Annotated in this window: 13 protein-coding genes; 10 read left to right on the plus strand and 3 right to left on the minus strand. The window is 26.6% G+C overall.

Going from position 1 to position 17,617, the window contains the following annotated elements; genetic code table 11:
- A partial coding sequence (locus N3D74_05965) for a uridine phosphorylase (GenBank protein MCX8095713.1) occupies positions 1-487 on the plus strand: 487 nt, incomplete at its 5' end.
- 31 nt (positions 488-518) lie between these two features.
- Here the strand turns inward: N3D74_05965 and N3D74_05970 are convergent.
- Positions 519-1,346: a phosphatase PAP2 family protein gene (locus N3D74_05970; GenBank protein MCX8095714.1), complete on the minus strand. Its 828-nt coding sequence runs from the start codon at positions 1,344-1,346 to the stop codon at positions 519-521.
- Between the two features lie 39 nt (positions 1,347-1,385).
- On the opposite strand from N3D74_05970, the gene N3D74_05975 reads away from it, so the two are divergent.
- Positions 1,386-2,222 (plus strand): DMT family transporter, encoded by an 837-nt coding sequence (locus N3D74_05975; protein MCX8095715.1) that lies wholly within the window; start codon positions 1,386-1,388, stop codon positions 2,220-2,222.
- Here the strand turns inward: N3D74_05975 and polX are convergent, their stop codons facing one another.
- Positions 2,223-3,947 carry a DNA polymerase/3'-5' exonuclease PolX gene (gene polX / locus N3D74_05980; protein MCX8095716.1) on the minus strand — a complete coding sequence of 575 codons (1,725 nt, stop codon included), beginning with the start codon at positions 3,945-3,947 and terminating at the stop codon, positions 2,223-2,225. It lies immediately after the preceding gene.
- Between the two features lie 109 nt (positions 3,948-4,056).
- Here polX and N3D74_05985 point away from each other — a divergent pair, with 109 nt between their 5' ends.
- Genes N3D74_05985 through N3D74_06020 form a run of 8 tightly spaced genes read left to right on the plus strand, consistent with a single transcriptional unit; the run spans position 4,057 to position 14,146 of the window.
- Positions 4,057-4,797 (plus strand): PIG-L family deacetylase, encoded by a 741-nt coding sequence (locus tag N3D74_05985; GenBank protein ID MCX8095717.1) that lies wholly within the window; start codon positions 4,057-4,059, stop codon positions 4,795-4,797.
- A gap of 9 nt (positions 4,798-4,806) precedes the next feature.
- On the plus strand, positions 4,807-5,808 hold the full coding sequence (locus N3D74_05990; GenBank protein ID MCX8095718.1) for a hypothetical protein: 1,002 nt from the start codon (positions 4,807-4,809) through the stop codon (positions 5,806-5,808).
- Positions 5,805-6,767, plus strand: a complete 963-nt coding sequence (locus N3D74_05995) for an ROK family protein (protein MCX8095719.1) — start codon at positions 5,805-5,807, stop codon at positions 6,765-6,767. The genes N3D74_05990 and N3D74_05995 overlap by 4 nt, the downstream gene beginning before the upstream one ends.
- Entirely contained in the window at positions 6,764-9,025 is a 2,262-nt protein-coding gene (locus N3D74_06000; GenBank protein MCX8095720.1) for a hypothetical protein, read from the plus strand. The genes N3D74_05995 and N3D74_06000 overlap by 4 nt, the downstream gene beginning before the upstream one ends.
- Positions 9,026-9,031: 6 nt before the next feature.
- Positions 9,032-10,381, plus strand: a complete 1,350-nt coding sequence (locus N3D74_06005) for an MFS transporter (protein ID MCX8095721.1) — start codon at positions 9,032-9,034, stop codon at positions 10,379-10,381.
- On the plus strand, positions 10,374-11,999 hold the full coding sequence (locus N3D74_06010; protein MCX8095722.1) for an alpha-galactosidase: 1,626 nt from the start codon (positions 10,374-10,376) through the stop codon (positions 11,997-11,999). The genes N3D74_06005 and N3D74_06010 overlap by 8 nt, the downstream gene beginning before the upstream one ends.
- Positions 11,996-12,919, plus strand: coding sequence for a PfkB family carbohydrate kinase (locus N3D74_06015; GenBank protein ID MCX8095723.1), 924 nt, complete (start codon positions 11,996-11,998; stop codon positions 12,917-12,919). Before N3D74_06010 ends, N3D74_06015 begins: the two co-directional genes overlap by 4 nt.
- A 3-nt stretch (positions 12,920-12,922) precedes the next feature.
- Positions 12,923-14,146, plus strand: a complete 1,224-nt coding sequence (locus N3D74_06020; protein ID MCX8095724.1) for a family 1 glycosylhydrolase — start codon at positions 12,923-12,925, stop codon at positions 14,144-14,146.
- A 59-nt stretch (positions 14,147-14,205) separates the two neighbouring features.
- Here the strand turns inward: N3D74_06020 and N3D74_06025 are convergent, their stop codons facing one another.
- On the minus strand, positions 14,206-17,589 hold the full coding sequence (locus N3D74_06025; protein MCX8095725.1) for a copper amine oxidase N-terminal domain-containing protein: 3,384 nt from the start codon (positions 17,587-17,589) through the stop codon (positions 14,206-14,208).
- Positions 17,590-17,617: the final 28 nt, after the last annotated feature.

A 17,617-nucleotide genomic window follows, 5' to 3' on the forward strand; every position in this document is an offset into this window, starting at 1 on the left:
GATGTGTATAAGAGACAGGATATATATTTATAATAGTACAACTCATCAATATGTCAGAGGTGAATTTCCTGCAGTATCCTCTATTGAAGTTACTCTTGCTTTAATAGAAGCAGCGGAAAGATTAAATTTTCCTTATCATATTGGAATTGCAGCATCAACTGATGCATTTTATACTGGACAAGGAAGGCCAGGTTTAAATGATTACATACCTTCTTTTGCAAAAGAAATTTTTAATGATATGAAAATAGCTGGAGTAACTAACTTTGAAATGGAAACTTCCACTTTATTTGTTTTATCCTCTATTTACAAATTGAGAGCAGGTTCTGTATGTGTTGTTATTGCAAACAGAATTACAAATGAGTTTCAATATGTAGGAGAAGAGAGAGCAATTCTTGTAGCAAATGAAGCAGTAAAAATTTTGAGTGAATGGGATGAAATAAAAAACAATAAAGGAAAGAAAATATTTTTCCCTGGCTTATTGAAATAAAATTACATAAGGATACTTATCGCTTTAAAAATTAAATTTTGATTTTCTGGAAAACTATTTTTGATATATATGAAACCCATAAACCCAAAATAAGATAAAGAATATACAAAAACAAAATATTATAAATAAAACTTGATATATAAATTAAAATTAACAGAGTAGTTAATCCAATTAACTCTCTTAAAAAAATATTTTTAATATTTAAATTTTTATCTTCTTGTTCTCTATAAAATAAAGTCCCTAAAAGAAGACCTGAAAAAGGAGACAAAAGGTTAGAATATTCTTTTATTAAAAATGAAAAAATAAATAATAAAATTGGAATAAAATAACTAAATTTATCTTTTAGAAACTTTTTAATTAAATTATCTACAAAATCAAAAAATAAAAATAAAACTATAAAACCAATTGTTATACCTCCAATAATATCCAACACAAAGTGAAGCGATAAATATAATCTTGAAATTGAAATAAGTGATACCATTAAAATTGATAAAATAAGTAATATTTTCTTTTTAAAAATTTTAAAAAGTGAAAACCAAAAAACAACTGAATTTTGAGAGTGTCCACTTGGAAATCCAAATTCCTCTTTTCCTATTGATTTTTCATAAATTGGATTAAAGATTTCAGCACTTGGTCTTGGAAGTTTTAATATATTTTTAATTATTGTATTTATAGAAAAAGATATGAATAGTAAAAAAACAATTTTTAATGATATTCTATTATTGAAAATGAAAAAAATAAAGGAGATTGTTAATAGATAAAATTCAAAACTTCCAAGATCTGTAATAAATATAAAAATTTTATTCAAAAAAGGGGTTCTTATATTTTCAAAAAATTTTAAAATGTTAAATTCGAACATATATTTCAGAATATCACAATTTTGTTATAATAAATCATTATGAGAAAAGAAGATCTAATTCTTTTTTTGCCACCATTCTTATGGGGATGGACATTTGTAATTGTTAAAAACGGTGTTCAAAATTACGACCCATTTTCATTTGTATTTATTAGATTTACAGTTACTCTAATTTTTATGATTTTTTTGATTTATATATTTAAATTTAAAATAAATAAAGAAATTTTTATTAAAGGTGTAATAGCAGGTTTATTTCTTTTTTCAGCATACATCTTTCAAACAATAGGATTAAGATTTACAACTCCAACAAATAGTGCTTTCATTACCTCTATATCAATACCAATAACACCATTTTTCAATTTTCTTTTAACAAAGAGAAAGATAATTTTAAGAACATATATTGCAATTATTGTAGTTATAGTTGGTCTTTATCTACTTTTTGGTGGAGAACTAAATTCAATTAATTTAGGTGATTTTTTAACTTTAATTTGTGCGATTTTTTGGGCATTACATATTTCAACTATTGGATATTTTTCTCTTAATGATGAGAGTTTGCCATTTCTTTTTTCTCAAATATGGACAGTTTTTATTCTCTCTTCAATTTCAATTCTAATTACTAAAAGAACTATTTTACCTATTCCTTTAAATTCTTTATCTGGTGCTGTAATTGTTGCAATTTTTGCAACCTTAATTCCATTCTATATTCAGATTAAATATCAAAATAAAAAAAATACAATAAAAACAGCATTTATTTTTGCAACAGAACCAATTTTTGCAAATATTTTAGAATTCTTATTAATTGGTACAATTTATTCTCTAATAAATTATATTGGTATGCTTTTTATATTTTTATCTTCATTTATTGCTCAAAGAGATTAATTAAATTTTTATAAATTTTTCAAAATCTTTCAAAGGTAAGGTGTTAATGATATCTTCTTTTGTAAGCCAACCTCTTCTTGCAACACCTACTCCATATTTCATATCATATAATCCATATAGAGAATGAGCATCTGTTCCAATTGTAAATTTTAATCCATATACATCTTTACCATGCATAACGTTTATATCATTCAAATCTAATCTTTCAGGAGTTGAGTTTATTTCTAAAATTTTTCCACTATTCTTTGCTTCTTTGAATATTTCCTCAAGATCAACCTCATACTCATCTCTTGAACCAAGTAATCTACCAGTCGGATGTGTTATTATTTTTATCTTTTTAATTCTCATTGCTTTAAGAATCCTTTCTGTTATTTTTTTCTTATCCTGATTAAATCCTGTATGTATTCCAGCAAGACAAAGATCAAAAATCTCAAGATCTTCTTCTTTGAAGTCAACATTTCCATCAGATAAAATATTTAATTCACAACCAAAAAATATTCTAAATTTTCCGGCTAATTTATTGTTGATTTCATCTATCTCCTTTTTCTGTTTTTTATAATCCTCTATTGAAAGTCCGCCAGCAACTCCAAGTGCTTGTGCATGATCTGCTATTACAACATATTCATAACCTAGTTCCATGCATTTATTAACAATCTCAAAAATAGTATTTTCACCATCGGAATATTTAGTATGCACATGTGTATCACCTCTAATATCTTTTAGTTCTATTATTTTAGGAAGTTTACCATCAAGCGCAAGTTCAATTTCTCCTCTATCTTCTCTCATCTCTGGTGGAATGAGTGGAAGATCAAGAATGTTATAAACCTCTTCTTCTGTTTCTCCACATATTCTTTTGTCAGTTTGAGCATCAAATACACCATATTCATTTACTTTAAAACCTTTTTTTATAGCAAGTTCTCTTATTTTTACATTATGTTGTTTTGAACCTGTAAAATATTGAACTGCTGCTCCAAATGAAATAGGTTCAACAACTCTAACATCTATTTGTATATCTTCATTTGTTAAAATTGTTGATTTTGTATCTCCTTTAGCTAAAACCTCTTTTACAATATCTAAAGATGTAAAAATATCCATTACTTTTTCTGGATTTTTACTTGTAACAAGAATATCAATATCACCAATGGTTTCCTTCATTCTTCTTATACTTCCACAAACTTCGACTTTATCTATAGGTGCTTTGCTTTTTAAATTTTCAACAACATATTGTGAAAGAGGATATGCAATTCCTAATAATATTCTTCTAGTTTCTTTCTTTTTCCTATCCATAAGTGCTTTCATTATGTTCTCTTCTTTTTTAGGTCCAAAACCTTCAATTTCTCTTATCTTTTTTTCTTCTACTGCCTTCTTTAAATCTTCAATTGATTTTATTCCAAGTTTTGTATAAAGAGTGTATGCACCTCTTGGTCCAATTCCTGGAATTTCAAGAAGTTCTAAAAGAGTTGGAGGAATTTTTTGTTTTGCTTCCTCTAATTTATCAATTTTTCCAGTTTCAAGATATTGCACTATTTTTTTAGCAATTCCCTCACCAATTCCTTTAATTTCAGTTAATTTTCCCTCTTTTGCAAGATCTTCAATTGGAATTGGAAGATTCTCTATTTTTCTTGCTGCTTCAATGTATGCATTGATTTTAAATCGCATTTCACCTAAAATTTCAAGATATTCTGCAAGTTCATATAATTTTTGGGCAACTTCTTTGTTTTTCATAATTAAATTATAACTCTTAACAATTTTACTTGACCTAAGCAAATTTAAATTATAAAATTTTTGTTAATAAGTAAATATTTTATTAAACAAAGTAGTGAGGTGAATTAAAATGAATGTAAATGATTTATTTCCAATTCCAGATTTTTTTGATTTTAATAACTTTTTGATATTTGAGCCTCATCCTGATGATGTTGATATTTTTATGGGTGGTGTAGTTAAAAGATTAACAGATTTAGAAAAAAATGTAATTTTGATTACAGTTACTAATGGAGATAAAGGAACATTTGACATCTCTATTACAGAAAAAGATTTAAAAATGTTAAGAAAAGAAGAAAGATTAAGGGCAAATGAAATTTTGGGTATTAAAAATATGATTTTTCTTGATTATCCAGATTATGAACTTCCAGAAAAAGGAGTTCTTGTTAAGGAGTTTTTAAAAATAATAAGAGAATTAAAACCTGAAGTTATTTTCTCGCCAGATCCAAATCTTCCATATGAAGTTCATCCAGACCACAAAATTGTAGGAGATGCAGTAAGTGAAGCCTTTTTCTTTTCACCTATGCCTTTAATTATGAAAGATTATGCTCCACATTATGTTAATTTAATTTCATATTATATAACTCCATACCCAAATAAATTTGTTGATATAACTCAAACATTTGAGTATAAACTTAAAGCAATAAAAGAACATAAAAGTCAATTTAATGATGAAAATTATATGAAAATGGAAATATATTTAAAGTTTAAAAATGGAGAATACGGAAAAAGAATTGGTGTTAATTTTGCAGAAGCTTTTAAGGTTTTTACTCCTTTGCATGTACATACAAATGTTGATTCAATAAATATTTAGGAGAGTTTTATGTCTAATTACGAATATATAATAGAAGAAATTAAAAGAGTTCCAGAAGATATTGAAGAAATTTTAAATTACTTTATTGATTTTAAATTTAAGGAGATAAAATTTAAAAATATTTTATTTCTCGGAACAGGAGGAGGATCAAGAGCAGCATTTGATTTATTATTAACTTACCTTTTTGATAAATCTATATACCCAATTTTTATTCATCAGGGTTATGAAATTCCTCTATTTGTAAATGAGGATACTCTTGTTTTTTCTGTATCATATTCAGGTGAAACAGAAGAAACAATTTCATCAACAATTGAAGCATATAAAAATACAAAAAATATTTTTATTTTAACTAAAGGAGGACGATTAGAAAAATTTGCAAGAGAAAACTCCTTGTCTTTAATTAAATTAAAAGATGGATATGAGGCAAGACATGCTCTCCACATTATATTTTTTACAATTTTAAAAATTTTATCTTTCTATCTCAAATTAGATTTAAATATTGAGATTTTAGATACAATACAAACATTAAGAAAAATAAAAGAATGTTTTTACGATGAGATAAAAAAAATAATAAATGAATTAGAAGGTAAAATACCTTTTATTTATGGTAGTTATCTATTTTCAGATTCTATTGCTGAAAGATTAAGAAGACAATTTAATGAAAATGGAAAAACTCTATCACATTCAAATGTTATACCATCTCTTCATCATGATGAGATAGTTGGATTTATGGACAAATCTTTATCTCAAAAGGTTTTTATAATTTTTATAAGAGATTATTATGAAAATGAAAAAATAAATAAAAGATTTGAAATAACAAAAGAAGTTCTTAAAAGTTATGGTTTTGACTATTTTGAAATTTATCCAGAAAATTCACAATATAAATTATCAAGAATGTTTTCAATTATTTATAAACTCGATTTATTATCAGTTGAATATGCAAAAAAGAGAGGTTTTGATCCAAAAGATGTAAAGATAATTGAGTATCTAAAGGAGTTAATGAAAAAATGAAAGATTACGCAGTTGGAATTGACATTGGTGGAACTAAAATTTTAATGGTTTTAATTGACGAAGATGGAAAAATTATAAAAAAAGGTTTTTTAAGAACAGGAAATACTAATGAAGGAGAAAGAATAATAAATGAACTAAAAAAGATTTTTCTAACTTTAATAGATGGTTATCAAATAAAATCGATAGGTGTTGGATGTGCTGGTTTTATTGATTATGAAAAAGGTATTGTAAGAAAATCACCTAATATTAATTTTTTAGTTGATTATCCACTTAAAGAAACTCTTGAAAGACACTTAGTTTATCCAGTTTTTATTGATAATGATGTTAAAATGGGAGCAGTGGGTGAGTTATTTTTCGGTGAAGGAAAAAATTCTGAATTTTTTATTTTTATAACATTGGGAACTGGAATTGGTGGTGCAATTGTTTATAAGAATAAAATTTTAAGAGGAATCAACAATCTTGCCGGTGAGATAGGACATTTAACTGTTGATAAAGAGGGAATTTTATGTGGATGTGGAAAGAAAGGTTGTTTTGAAAAACTATCCTCTGGTGGGGCAATTAAAGATTATGTTTTATATGGTTTAAAAATGGGGAGAAAATCTAAAATTATAGAGAAAATTAATGGAGACTTAGAAAAAATTGATACACCATTAATAATTGACCTTGCTTTTGAAGGAGATTCTCTTTGTGTTGAAGCTGTAAAAAATGCCACATTTTATATTGGTTTAATAACATCATATTTAATAAATATATTAAATCCAGAAAAAATAATTTTTGGTGGTGGATTAACTTTTGGATTAGGTTATTTTTTTGATGATATAATAAACATTTCACAAATTTATTCTTTAAAAATTCCTTTTAGTAATTGTAAAATAATAAAATCTTATCTAAAAGAAGATGCAACAAGTATTGGTGCGGCTATTTATAGTTTAAAAAAATTGAGAGGAGAAGATATATGAATGTGTTTTTAAAGAAAATTTTAAAAATTTTAAAATTAAAAAATTTAGAGCCTTACATTGACTCTTTAATCTCTATGGGGAGAAAAAGTGAAGTTACATTTCCAAATGAACTCCTTCCCCTTAACTTAGAGATTTTAGCAAAAGGTCTTTTAACAAGTAGAGTTTTTGAAATAAATTCAAATTGGGTTTATCCCTTTTGGATTGAAGAGCAATTAAATCCTAAAAGTACCTCTTTTGTGGCAAGAGGAGCAAATATTTTTGCTATAAATACAACTCATAGAAATTGGACAACACTTGGATTTCCAGAAAGTAGTGAAAAAGGAGTAATTGATGAAAAAGGTCTTATATCTCCGAGACAAAATTTTCCATCATTAGATATATTTATTGAAAAAAGTGGCAATTTCTTTTTTCCTTCAAGAGAAAAGATAAAGCAAAAATTTGATACTGAAACTTCATTAATTACAACATCTGGAAGAAGTGAAAAATTTGAATATAATCTTCAGGCATTTTCAAGTGTTAGAGATTTTGGAATTTATATAAAATTTTTTATTAGATCAAAAGAGAGCACAAATTATAAAATTTATTTTCTTGCGAGACCTTTTAACCCAGAATCATTTATTCCTATAAAAAAACTTGAATTTAAAAATGAGAAACTTTATGTAAATGATAAAATATTTATAATTCCTATTACAGAAAATTATAAAAAAATTCTTTTTGATGAAGAAAGTGATATCTTAGATAATAAAGTTTTAGACAAAGAAAAATTAAATTCTAAATATGGAATGATAACTGGCGGAATTTATTATGAACTTGATATAAAAGAAAATGAAGAAAAAGAGTTAGAGATATTTTTACCTCAAGAGGATTTTTATAAGGTAAACAATTTTTATGAAGCACTTAATTTTAATAAAAAATTTTATGAAAAAGAAAAAGAGAATGAACTTAAAATTTCAACACCTGATGAAAAAATAAATGAGATTTTTAATGCAAACAAAATTTTTCTAAAAACTCTTATATCAGATTCAATAATTACTCCAGGACCATTAACTTATAAAAGATTTTGGTTTAGAGATAGTGCTTATATGATTTCAGCACTATCAAAAATTGGGGATTTTGAAAGAAGTAAAAAAATTTTAAAAGAATTTCCCAAAAAACAAAAAAGAAACGGTTATTTCTTATCACAAAATGGAGAGTGGGATTCAAATGGTCAGGCAATTTTTACTCTTGTTGAATATTACAGATTATCAAAAGATAAAGAATTTTTAAAAGAAATTTATAACTCAATTTATAAGGGTGCAGTTTGGATTGAGAAAAAAAGGAAGAGTTATAAAGAAAGTATAGGTCTTCTTCCTCCTGGATTTTCAGCAGAACATTTTGGTCCAAATGATTTTTATTATTACGATGACTATTTTGGTTTAAGAGGAATTTTTGATGCATCTTATGCATCAAAAGAAGTTAATTTAAAAGAAAATGAGGAACTTTTCCTATCTTTTTATAATGATTTCAAAAAAAGTGTAAGAGATGCTATTGATGATGATCAGAAAAGATTAAATAAAAAAATTGTTTTGGGCGCTTATGGAAGAAATATTGATGCTTCAATGATAGGAACTTTTACATCTATCTTTCCTTTAAGATTAGATTTATTAACAAAAGAAGAAATTTTAAACACATATGAAATTTTAAAACAAAGATTTTTTGAAAGAGGGTGTTTCTATCAAAACATAACTCATTCTGGAATAAACTTATATCTTACTCTTGAAATTGCAAATTCTCTTCTTTTTCTTGATGAATATGATGAAGCAAAAGAACTTTTTAAAAGCGTGATTAAACTTTTAAAACCCACTTTTACAGGACCTGAAGCAATAAATCCAAAAACACTTGGAGGATGTGAAGGAGATGGACATCATGGATGGCTTGTTGCAGAAATATTACATTTTATTAGAAACTCCTTAGTTTATGAAAAAGGGAATGACTTAATAATTTTCTCTGGTGCATTTTCAGATTGGTTTGAAGATGGAAATTATATATCATTTATAGATGGACCAACTCATTTTGGAAAACTATCATTCAATGCAAAAATTAAAGAGAAAATAATTGAATTGGATATTTTAACAAATCTTAGCAATGAATTAGAAAATTTAATTATTATTCTACCATTTGAAGTTGAAAGAGTAATTGAAGGAGATTTTAAAAGAAAAGATAAAAATAAACTAATTTTTAGTCCATTAACGAAAAAAATTATAATTGAAAGGAGGTAATTTAAATTGAGGTTTTTTGAGAAAATTGGTTTAGAAGAAGTTTATTCATTTAAAAGGGGAGTTCTTGCTCTTTTTGTTTTACTTCTTTTAACAGGAATTATACTTTATGCAGATCAAAATGTTATGTCTCCAAGTATAGAATTTATAGAAAAGGAATTTCGTATAGGAGATAGAGAAATTGGAATTGTTGGTTCTGCTTTTACACTTGTTGCTGCAGTAATAACTCTTCTCTGGGGTTATCTTACCGATAAATTTTCAAGAAAAACTTTACTCGTTATTGCAATTCTCCTTGGAGAAATTCCATGTTTTCTTACTGCATTTGCAAGAAATTATACTGAATTACTTATTTTAAGAGTTTTAACTGGAATTGGAATAGGAGGAACTGTTCCTATTGCTTTTTCTCTTGTTGGAGACCTTTTTACAGAAAAAGAAAGACCTCGTGCACAAGCATGGTATGATGCAATAACAGCAATTGGAGTAATTATTGGTATGGTTGCTGCAGGTTTTGTTGCACCAGTTTATGGTTGGAGATTACCTTTTATTCTTGTTTCCTTTCCAAATTTCTTTTTTGCTTTAGGTATGATAATTTTTGGAAGAGAACCAGAAAGAGGAGCAGGTGAGCAAGAAATAAAAGATTTAGTTCTTGGTGGTAAAAAATATAAAGGAACTCTTACTCTAAAAGATTATATTAGTTTAATTAAAATTCCAACTAATGTTTGGCTTTTTATTCAAGGTATTCCAGGAACTGTTGCTTGGGGAATAATTCCATTTTATTTAATAACTTTTTATTATAGACATAAAAATTATCCAATCCAACTTGGCACTGTTCTTTTAATCATATTAGGTTTAGGAACAATTGTTGGAAAGTTTTTTGGTGGATATATTGGAAATAAACTTTATCTTAAGAAAAGAGCTTATCTTCCAATTTTATGTGGTCTTTCTCAATTAATTGGAGTTATACCTGTTTTAATTACACTTTTCTGGCCTGGAAAAGCAAATCCAACATTTATTGATGTTTTGCCTCCAAGTATATTTGGGTTTCTTGGAGCATTCTTTATTTCATTTGCAGGACCCAATGTTAAAGCAATGCTTATGAATGTAAATGTTCCAGAACACAGAGGTGCAATTTCATCAATATTTAATTTAACAGATTCAATAGGAGCAGGTTTTGGACCATTTGTTGGTGGATTAATATCATCAATATCTTCTCTTGATACTGCAATGAAAGTATCTGCATTGTTTTGGATTCCATGTGGCTTACTTTTCTTTGTTGTTGCAATTTTTATCCACAATGATGTTGAAAAAGTTAGAAGAAAAATGGAATCTGTAAGAGAAGAAATGATAAAAAATGAATGAATTTGAAGTTTCTTTTGAAAATATTGAAATAGAAAGTGAAAAAAATTTTGAATCTTTAAAAAAAGAACTATTTGAATTTAAAATAAATTCCCCAACAGAAATAATTTTTCATCCAAAAGAAAATATTTATATCAAAAATTTATCTTTAATATATTCTTTAAAAAAACCTAAAAATTTTCTTATTTTTAGAAATGGATTTCAATCTTGGTCTCCATCTTATTTTTTTAAAAATGAAATTAAAGAGAAAACTCCGATTCTTAAAATTTTAAAATACCACTATCTTGATCCTGAAAATTTATCACCTAATTATAGTTTTAACTTTATAGTTCTAAAAGGAGATTACAATTACTTATATTTAATTAATGATAATTCAGATTTCTTTGTATATTTTGTTTTATATAAAGATAAATTAAAAGTTACTTTTGAAATTGATAAACTATTAAAAGAACCTATAATATTAAAAATAAAAATCTTTGAAGTAAAGAAGCCAATTTTTGAACAGAATTTTAATAAAAAAATTTATGGATGGACCTCTTGGTATTATTACTATAGAAATATAAATAAAGACGAAATTTTTAAAAATATTGAAGCTATTGATAGAATTCCTTTTAAAATTAATTATTTTCAAATTGACGATGGTTGGCAAGAAAGCATTGGTGATTGGAAAGAAAATGAAAAATTTAAAGGTTCACTTGAAGAAATCTCACATAAATTAATTGAAAAAAATATTTTACCTGGTATTTGGCTTGCACCTTTTATTGTTGAAAAAAATTCTTCAATTTTTAAAAGGAGAAAAGATTTACTTTTAAAAAATAAAAGAGGTGAGATTTTTCCTTGTGGATATAACCCTTTATGGAGTGGATACTTTTACCCACTTAATATTGAAAATGAGGAAGTAAAAGATAAAATATTGAATATTCTTCATAATTTAAGAGAAATTGGTTTTAGACTTTTTAAACTCGATTTTCTTTACGCAGGATTTATAAAAGGAGAAACAAAAATTTCAAGATATGAAAAATTTATTAATTTTATGAAAGATATAAGAGAGGTTTTAAAAGATTCAATTATTCTTGGATGTGGTGCACCTTATATACTAAAAGAGGGAGTTTTTGATATTTTAAGAATTGGTCCTGATACAATGGATGGTTGGAAAAACTCTTTATTAAGATTATTAGGTTTTGAAGGAAGAGTTGAAGCGTATAACTCACTAAGAAATACACTTTTAAGAAATATTTTTTCTCCTCAAAAATTTCTTTTTGATCCAGATGTTATTTTTTTAAAACCAAAAAAATTAAATGATTTTGAAAAAGAGACTATAATTTTAGTTAATTATTTACTCTCAAACTTTATTTTCTTTTCAGATCCTATTTATAACTTAAATAGTGATGATTTTATTCTAATAGAAAAATTAAGAGAAATAGGGAGTTATTTTATTTATGATTTTTATTTTGAAGATGAACTTTATAAGTATAGTTTTAAAGGAGAAAATTTTAATTTTTCATTATTTGTAAATTTATCAGATAAAGTTAAAAAAGTGGAAAAAGGAAAAGATGAATTAATTAAAAAGAGAGATGATAATTTAATATACCCACATGAGTCAAGGATTTTTATTATATGATTTTAATAATAACTTTTAATCTTGCAATTGATAAAGTTTTATATATTGATGAATTTAAACCTTTTGAAGAAAATAGGGTTAAGGTTTTATCTTCGCTTCCAGGTGGAAAAGGAGTTAATGTTGCGAGATGCTTAAGGTCTTTAAATAAAATTTCAACAGTTGCAGGTTTTGTCGGAGGGTATAATGGTAATTTCATAAAAGAAGGTTTAAAAAAAGAGGGTATTTATAGTCTTTTAGTTGAAATTGAAAACGAAAATAGAATTTGTAACATATTAGTTGAAAAGTGCGGAAGAGTTACTGAAATATACGAAATAGGACCTAAAATTAGCGATGAAAAAGTGGAAGAGTTAATAGAAATTATTCAAAAAAGAGAAGAAAGTTATCAATATATAATTATTTCTGGAAGTATACCTCAAGGAGTAAATGAAAAACACATTTTTAAAATTCTTGAAACTTTTAAAAATAGAAAAATTTTTATAGATATGCATGGAGATATATTAATAAAAATTCTAGAAAAGTTTGAAATTTTCTTTTTAAAAATAAATGAAAACGAATTTAAAAAAACATTTCAAGTTAATACAGTTAATAAAGAAATTTTTATAAACACATTTAAAAATTATAATATTTTTTTACCAGTTATAACTTTAGGCAAAGAGGGTTCAATTTTTTTGTATAAAGGAGTCTTATATAGAATAAGATCAGATTATGAAGTTAAAGTTGTTAATTCAGTAGGTGCAGGTGATGCTTTTATGGGTGGATTTGTTTATGGAGTTGATGAGGGTATGAATATATTTGATGCATTAAAGTTTGGCACATCAGCATCAATAAGTAATCTCTCTTTTTATGAAGGTGGTAAAGTTAATAAAGATGAAGTTGAAGAAATTTTTAAAAAGATAAATATTACATTAATGGAGGAATGAGATATGAATAAATTTTTATGGGGAACTGCAACATCAAGTCATCAAGTTGAAGGTGGAAATTTTAACAATGATTGGTGGTTATGGGAGAAGATGGGAAAGATAAAAACTCAAGATTCTTCTCATCCTTCGTGCGATCATTATCATCTTTATAAAGATGATTTTAAATTAATCAAATTTTTAAACAATAACTCTTATAGATTTTCAATTGAATGGTCAAGAATTGAAAAAGAAGAAGGAAAATTTGATGAAAAGGAAATCGAACACTATATTGATATGCTTGAGGAATTAAAAAAATTAGAAATTGAACCCATTTTAACTCTTCACCATTTTACTATTCCAATTTGGTTTTATAATAAGGGTGGTTTTTTAAACGATGAATCACCCAAAATTTTTGCGAGATTTGTTAAAAAAGTAGTTCCATATTTTAAAAGTTATGTAAAATATTGGATAACTATTAATGAACCATTAGTTTTAGCAGTTTTAGGATATATTTTTGGATGGTGGCCTCCTGGAATAAAAAATTTCAGAACCGGACTTAAAGTTGCAAAAAATTTAATTCTATCTCACATGGAAGCATATAAAATAATAAAAGAAGAAGATACTTCTTCTCAGATTTCAATTGCACACAATATGGAACTTTTCTATCCTGCATCTAACTTTTTTGCAGATAAAATTGTTGCGAATTATATTAATGATCTATATAATTACAAAATTTTAGATTCACTAATAGAAGGGGTTATAAAAAAACCATTTGGTAATGATGAAACAATTTCTGATTTAAAAAATTCACTAGATTTTATTGGAGTCAATTTTTACACAAGAGCGTTTGTAAAATTTCATCCATTTAAAATTTTCTCTGAGAAAAAAAGAAAAGGAGTAATTTTAACAGATTTTGGTTATGAATATTATCCAGAGGGAATTTATGAAATATTAATTAATTTAAAAAAATATAATAAGAAAATTTTAATCACTGAACATGGAATTGCAGATAGAGAAGATAAATTAAGAAAAGATTTTCTTATTAAAGCAATTGAAAGTTTAAAGAAAGCAATAAATGAAGGAGTCGAAGTATTTGGTTATACTTACTGGTCTTTGATGGATAATTTTGAGTGGATTGAAGGTTATTCAATGAGATTTGGTCTTTTTGAAGTAGATTTTAATACACTTGAAAGAAAACCAAGAGAAAGCGCATTTCTTTATAAAGATTTATGTTCAAAAGGAATTTAAAAGTTTATTTAATTTAAATAAAAGGGGGCAAAATAATGCCCCCTTTTAAATTTAGTTTCTCAATAGAAGATTCTTAAAATTGAAAACAATATATTCTTAAAGAAAAGAAGAATATTATTTTGATTTGTATTGGTTATTGAACAAGAACACCTAAACTCGACATTAGTTATATCTGGGCAACATTTTACATACACATCTTTATAAGTTGCATCGAATTTGCATTTTGGATTAACTGGAACAACTCTTACTGTTTGATTACAAGGTATTGTACAATATGAATCAAAATTCGGTTGACCAGCAGGTCTTGTTAAAGTAGCTAATTTTACATTGTTCATGTTATATATTTCTACTTTTGTATCTGGACAATTACCAGTAATTGTAACTACAATTCTTCCCATTTGTATGCATGAACATTCAAATTCTACATAACCATATCCAACAGGACAACATTGAACTAAATTAATTGTTTTTGTTTCTGGTCTAAATGTGCAACCAAAACCACCAACTGGTTTAATTGTATATGTCCCAGGACAAGGCAGATTACAACCAGTTGTAAATACACCATTTGCATTATAATCTGATAATCTATAAAGTAGATTTCCTTTACTATCATAAATTTCAACTTTTGCAGGCAAACAATTTAATGGTAGTTTTACATCGATTCTCCCTTTATATGTGCATTCACACTTAAACTCATAAGATTGTATATCAGGGCAACACTTTGTGAGATCAACTTTAATAGTCTCAGGACTAAATCTACAATTTTGATTTTGTGGTTTTAGAGTATATGTGCCAGGACATGTAAGAGAGCAACCTGTATCAAACCAACCTTCTGAATTTGGATTATAACTTCCAACTAACTTTCCTCCTGAATCATAAATATAAAGAACAGTTCCATTTATACATTCTTTAGGTATTTTTACTTGAATTCTTCCCATTGGTTTTTCACATCTGCAACCAAACTGATAACTATATATTTTAGGACAACACTCTCTAATTTCAATTTTAGTTTCAGAGGGGATAAATGTGCAATTTTTATTTTCAGGTTTAATTATATATATTCCAGGACAATCTAATACACAACCTGTATCAAAATTACCATTTGGATCAACTTTTCCTGTAAATACTTCAACATTTTTTTGAGAGTCAATTATATGTACAATTGTACCTTCAATACAATCTTTAGGAAATATTGCATTAATTCTTCCCATTGGTTTATCACACTTACAACTAAACCTTTCTTGATAATATTCAGGACAACACTTTTCAACTATTATTTTTATTTCTTTCGGATCAAATAAACAATTTTTATTTTCAGGTCTTATAACATATATTCCTGGACATGCTAAAGTGCAACCAGTATCAAAAACTCCATTACCATCTGGTTTTCCAGTAAAAACCTCTGTATAATTTTGTGTTTCATATACATGAACTATTGTTCCCTCAATACACTCTTTTGGGAAAATTACAACAATTCTTCCTTTACTTTCAATAACACATTCACATCTAAACTCTACTACTGTTTCACTAGGACAGCAATCTAATTTAACAACATGAGATACTGGGTCAAATTTACATTTTTCATTAACAGGAACTATTTTGTATATTCCAGGGCATTTTAACTTACAACCGGTATCAAAAACTCCATCTGGTCCTGCTTCTCCACTCCATGCAACATTACCTGTTTCATCATATATCAAAATTTTTGTTCCAATTATACATTCTTTAGCCATTTTAACTATAATTCTTCCACCAACTTGAATTTCTCCACAACATGGTTTTTTATCTGGTTGAGCAGCCCACTCTATAACTTTACCTGTAGTTGGTTCATAAACAACCCAAATACAACCTAAACCTGAAGGTATAGGTTGTGGGAAAGTATTATAATAATCTAAAATTGAAATACCAAGATTTGTATCTGGTAAATAAGCTGGAAAATTCAAAATAACTATTAAAGGGGTTGTTTGAGCTTGTTGACAATTTGGTATAACATAAACTTGATAATTACCATTTGAATCAGGTTGTGTTGTCATTCTAAGAATACATCCGCATAATTTTTGAATGAAATTTGTTACAGGTACACAATTAAATTCTACTATTTGAACTCCTGGACAACAATCTTTTAAAATTACAGAATATGAAGTAGGATTAAATACAAAGTTTGGATTTGTGGGTACAACTTTATATTCACTAGGACAATTTAATTTGCAATCAGTATCAAAAACACCTTGATTATTAACTGATCCACTCCAAACAATATTACCAGAAGAATCAAATATGTTTACTTTAGTTTCTTTTGTACATTCTGGGGGCATTTTAACTATTATTCTTCCATATTTCACAAAGATACATTCACATTTGAATTCTACTCTTTTAGATTGAGGACAGCACTCTTTTTCATTAAATACAACTTGTTGTGTTTCAGGATAAAACTTACAATTTGGATTTACTGGTTTAACAATATATGTTCCAGGACATAAAAGTGTGCAATCTGTTGTGTATAAACCTCCTTTATGTTCTCTCATTAATGTTATTGGGTTCCCTTTAGGATCATATATCTCTATGTAAGTTCCATTAACACAATTTTCTGGAAGTAAAACATCTATTTTTGCCTTTGGTTTTTCAGGACATGGAACAATAAACACAAGTTCAGCAATCTGTTTATCACCATACCAATTTACCTCTTTTGCATTTAGTTCATTTCCTGTAACTCTTAAAGGAATTAAAGTTCTACCATTAAGAATAAACGGAACAACATTTGGGTTATATGGATCAATTTGTTTAGAAACACCATTAACCCTATACATTCTATTTCCAATTTGAAACTCAATTTTTTTACCTTCTTTTGTTAAAATTGTTACTGTTTGAGTTGTTCCATCCCAACTTATTGTTCCTCCAACTTCCTCAACTACATGCCTTATGATTAAAAATGTTCTATCCCATCTTAATACTGGTGCTGTAAGCATAGGTCCTTTTTTAGCACCATTAACCCAATAAAATGTATTACCTATTTGAAATTGAAGAACTAATCTACACTCTTCCTCTTTTGTTTCTGTTGAACATGTAGGAATTGCACATGCTTCATTTGATTTAGCAAATTCTTTTGCATTCTTGTCAACTGCTTTTACAATATAACAATATTTTGTTCCTTGAATAACATTCTTTGAATCTTTGTAATAGGTTTCTGCAACTGGAAAATCTGTTAAGGGCATGCTTTCTTGTTTTCCTTCACCTATTCCTCTATAAATCCAATAACGATCGGCACCTGGTACAGGTTCCCATTCAAGATAATTGAAACCACAATAGCCTTTAGCTTTGAGATTAAAATCCTGAGAATTTTTTGCTTTAATTTGAATTTGATTTGATGATATTATCAAAATTAAACTTAATAAGAGGATTAAACCTAAAAAAGTTTTAGTTTTTTTAAATTTACTACAGCCCATATACACCTCCATTTTCCCCCAGTGTTCT

This window comes from Caldisericia bacterium (genome assembly GCA_026414995.1).
GTDB lineage: Bacteria > Caldisericota > Caldisericia > B22-G15 > B22-G15 > JAAYUH01.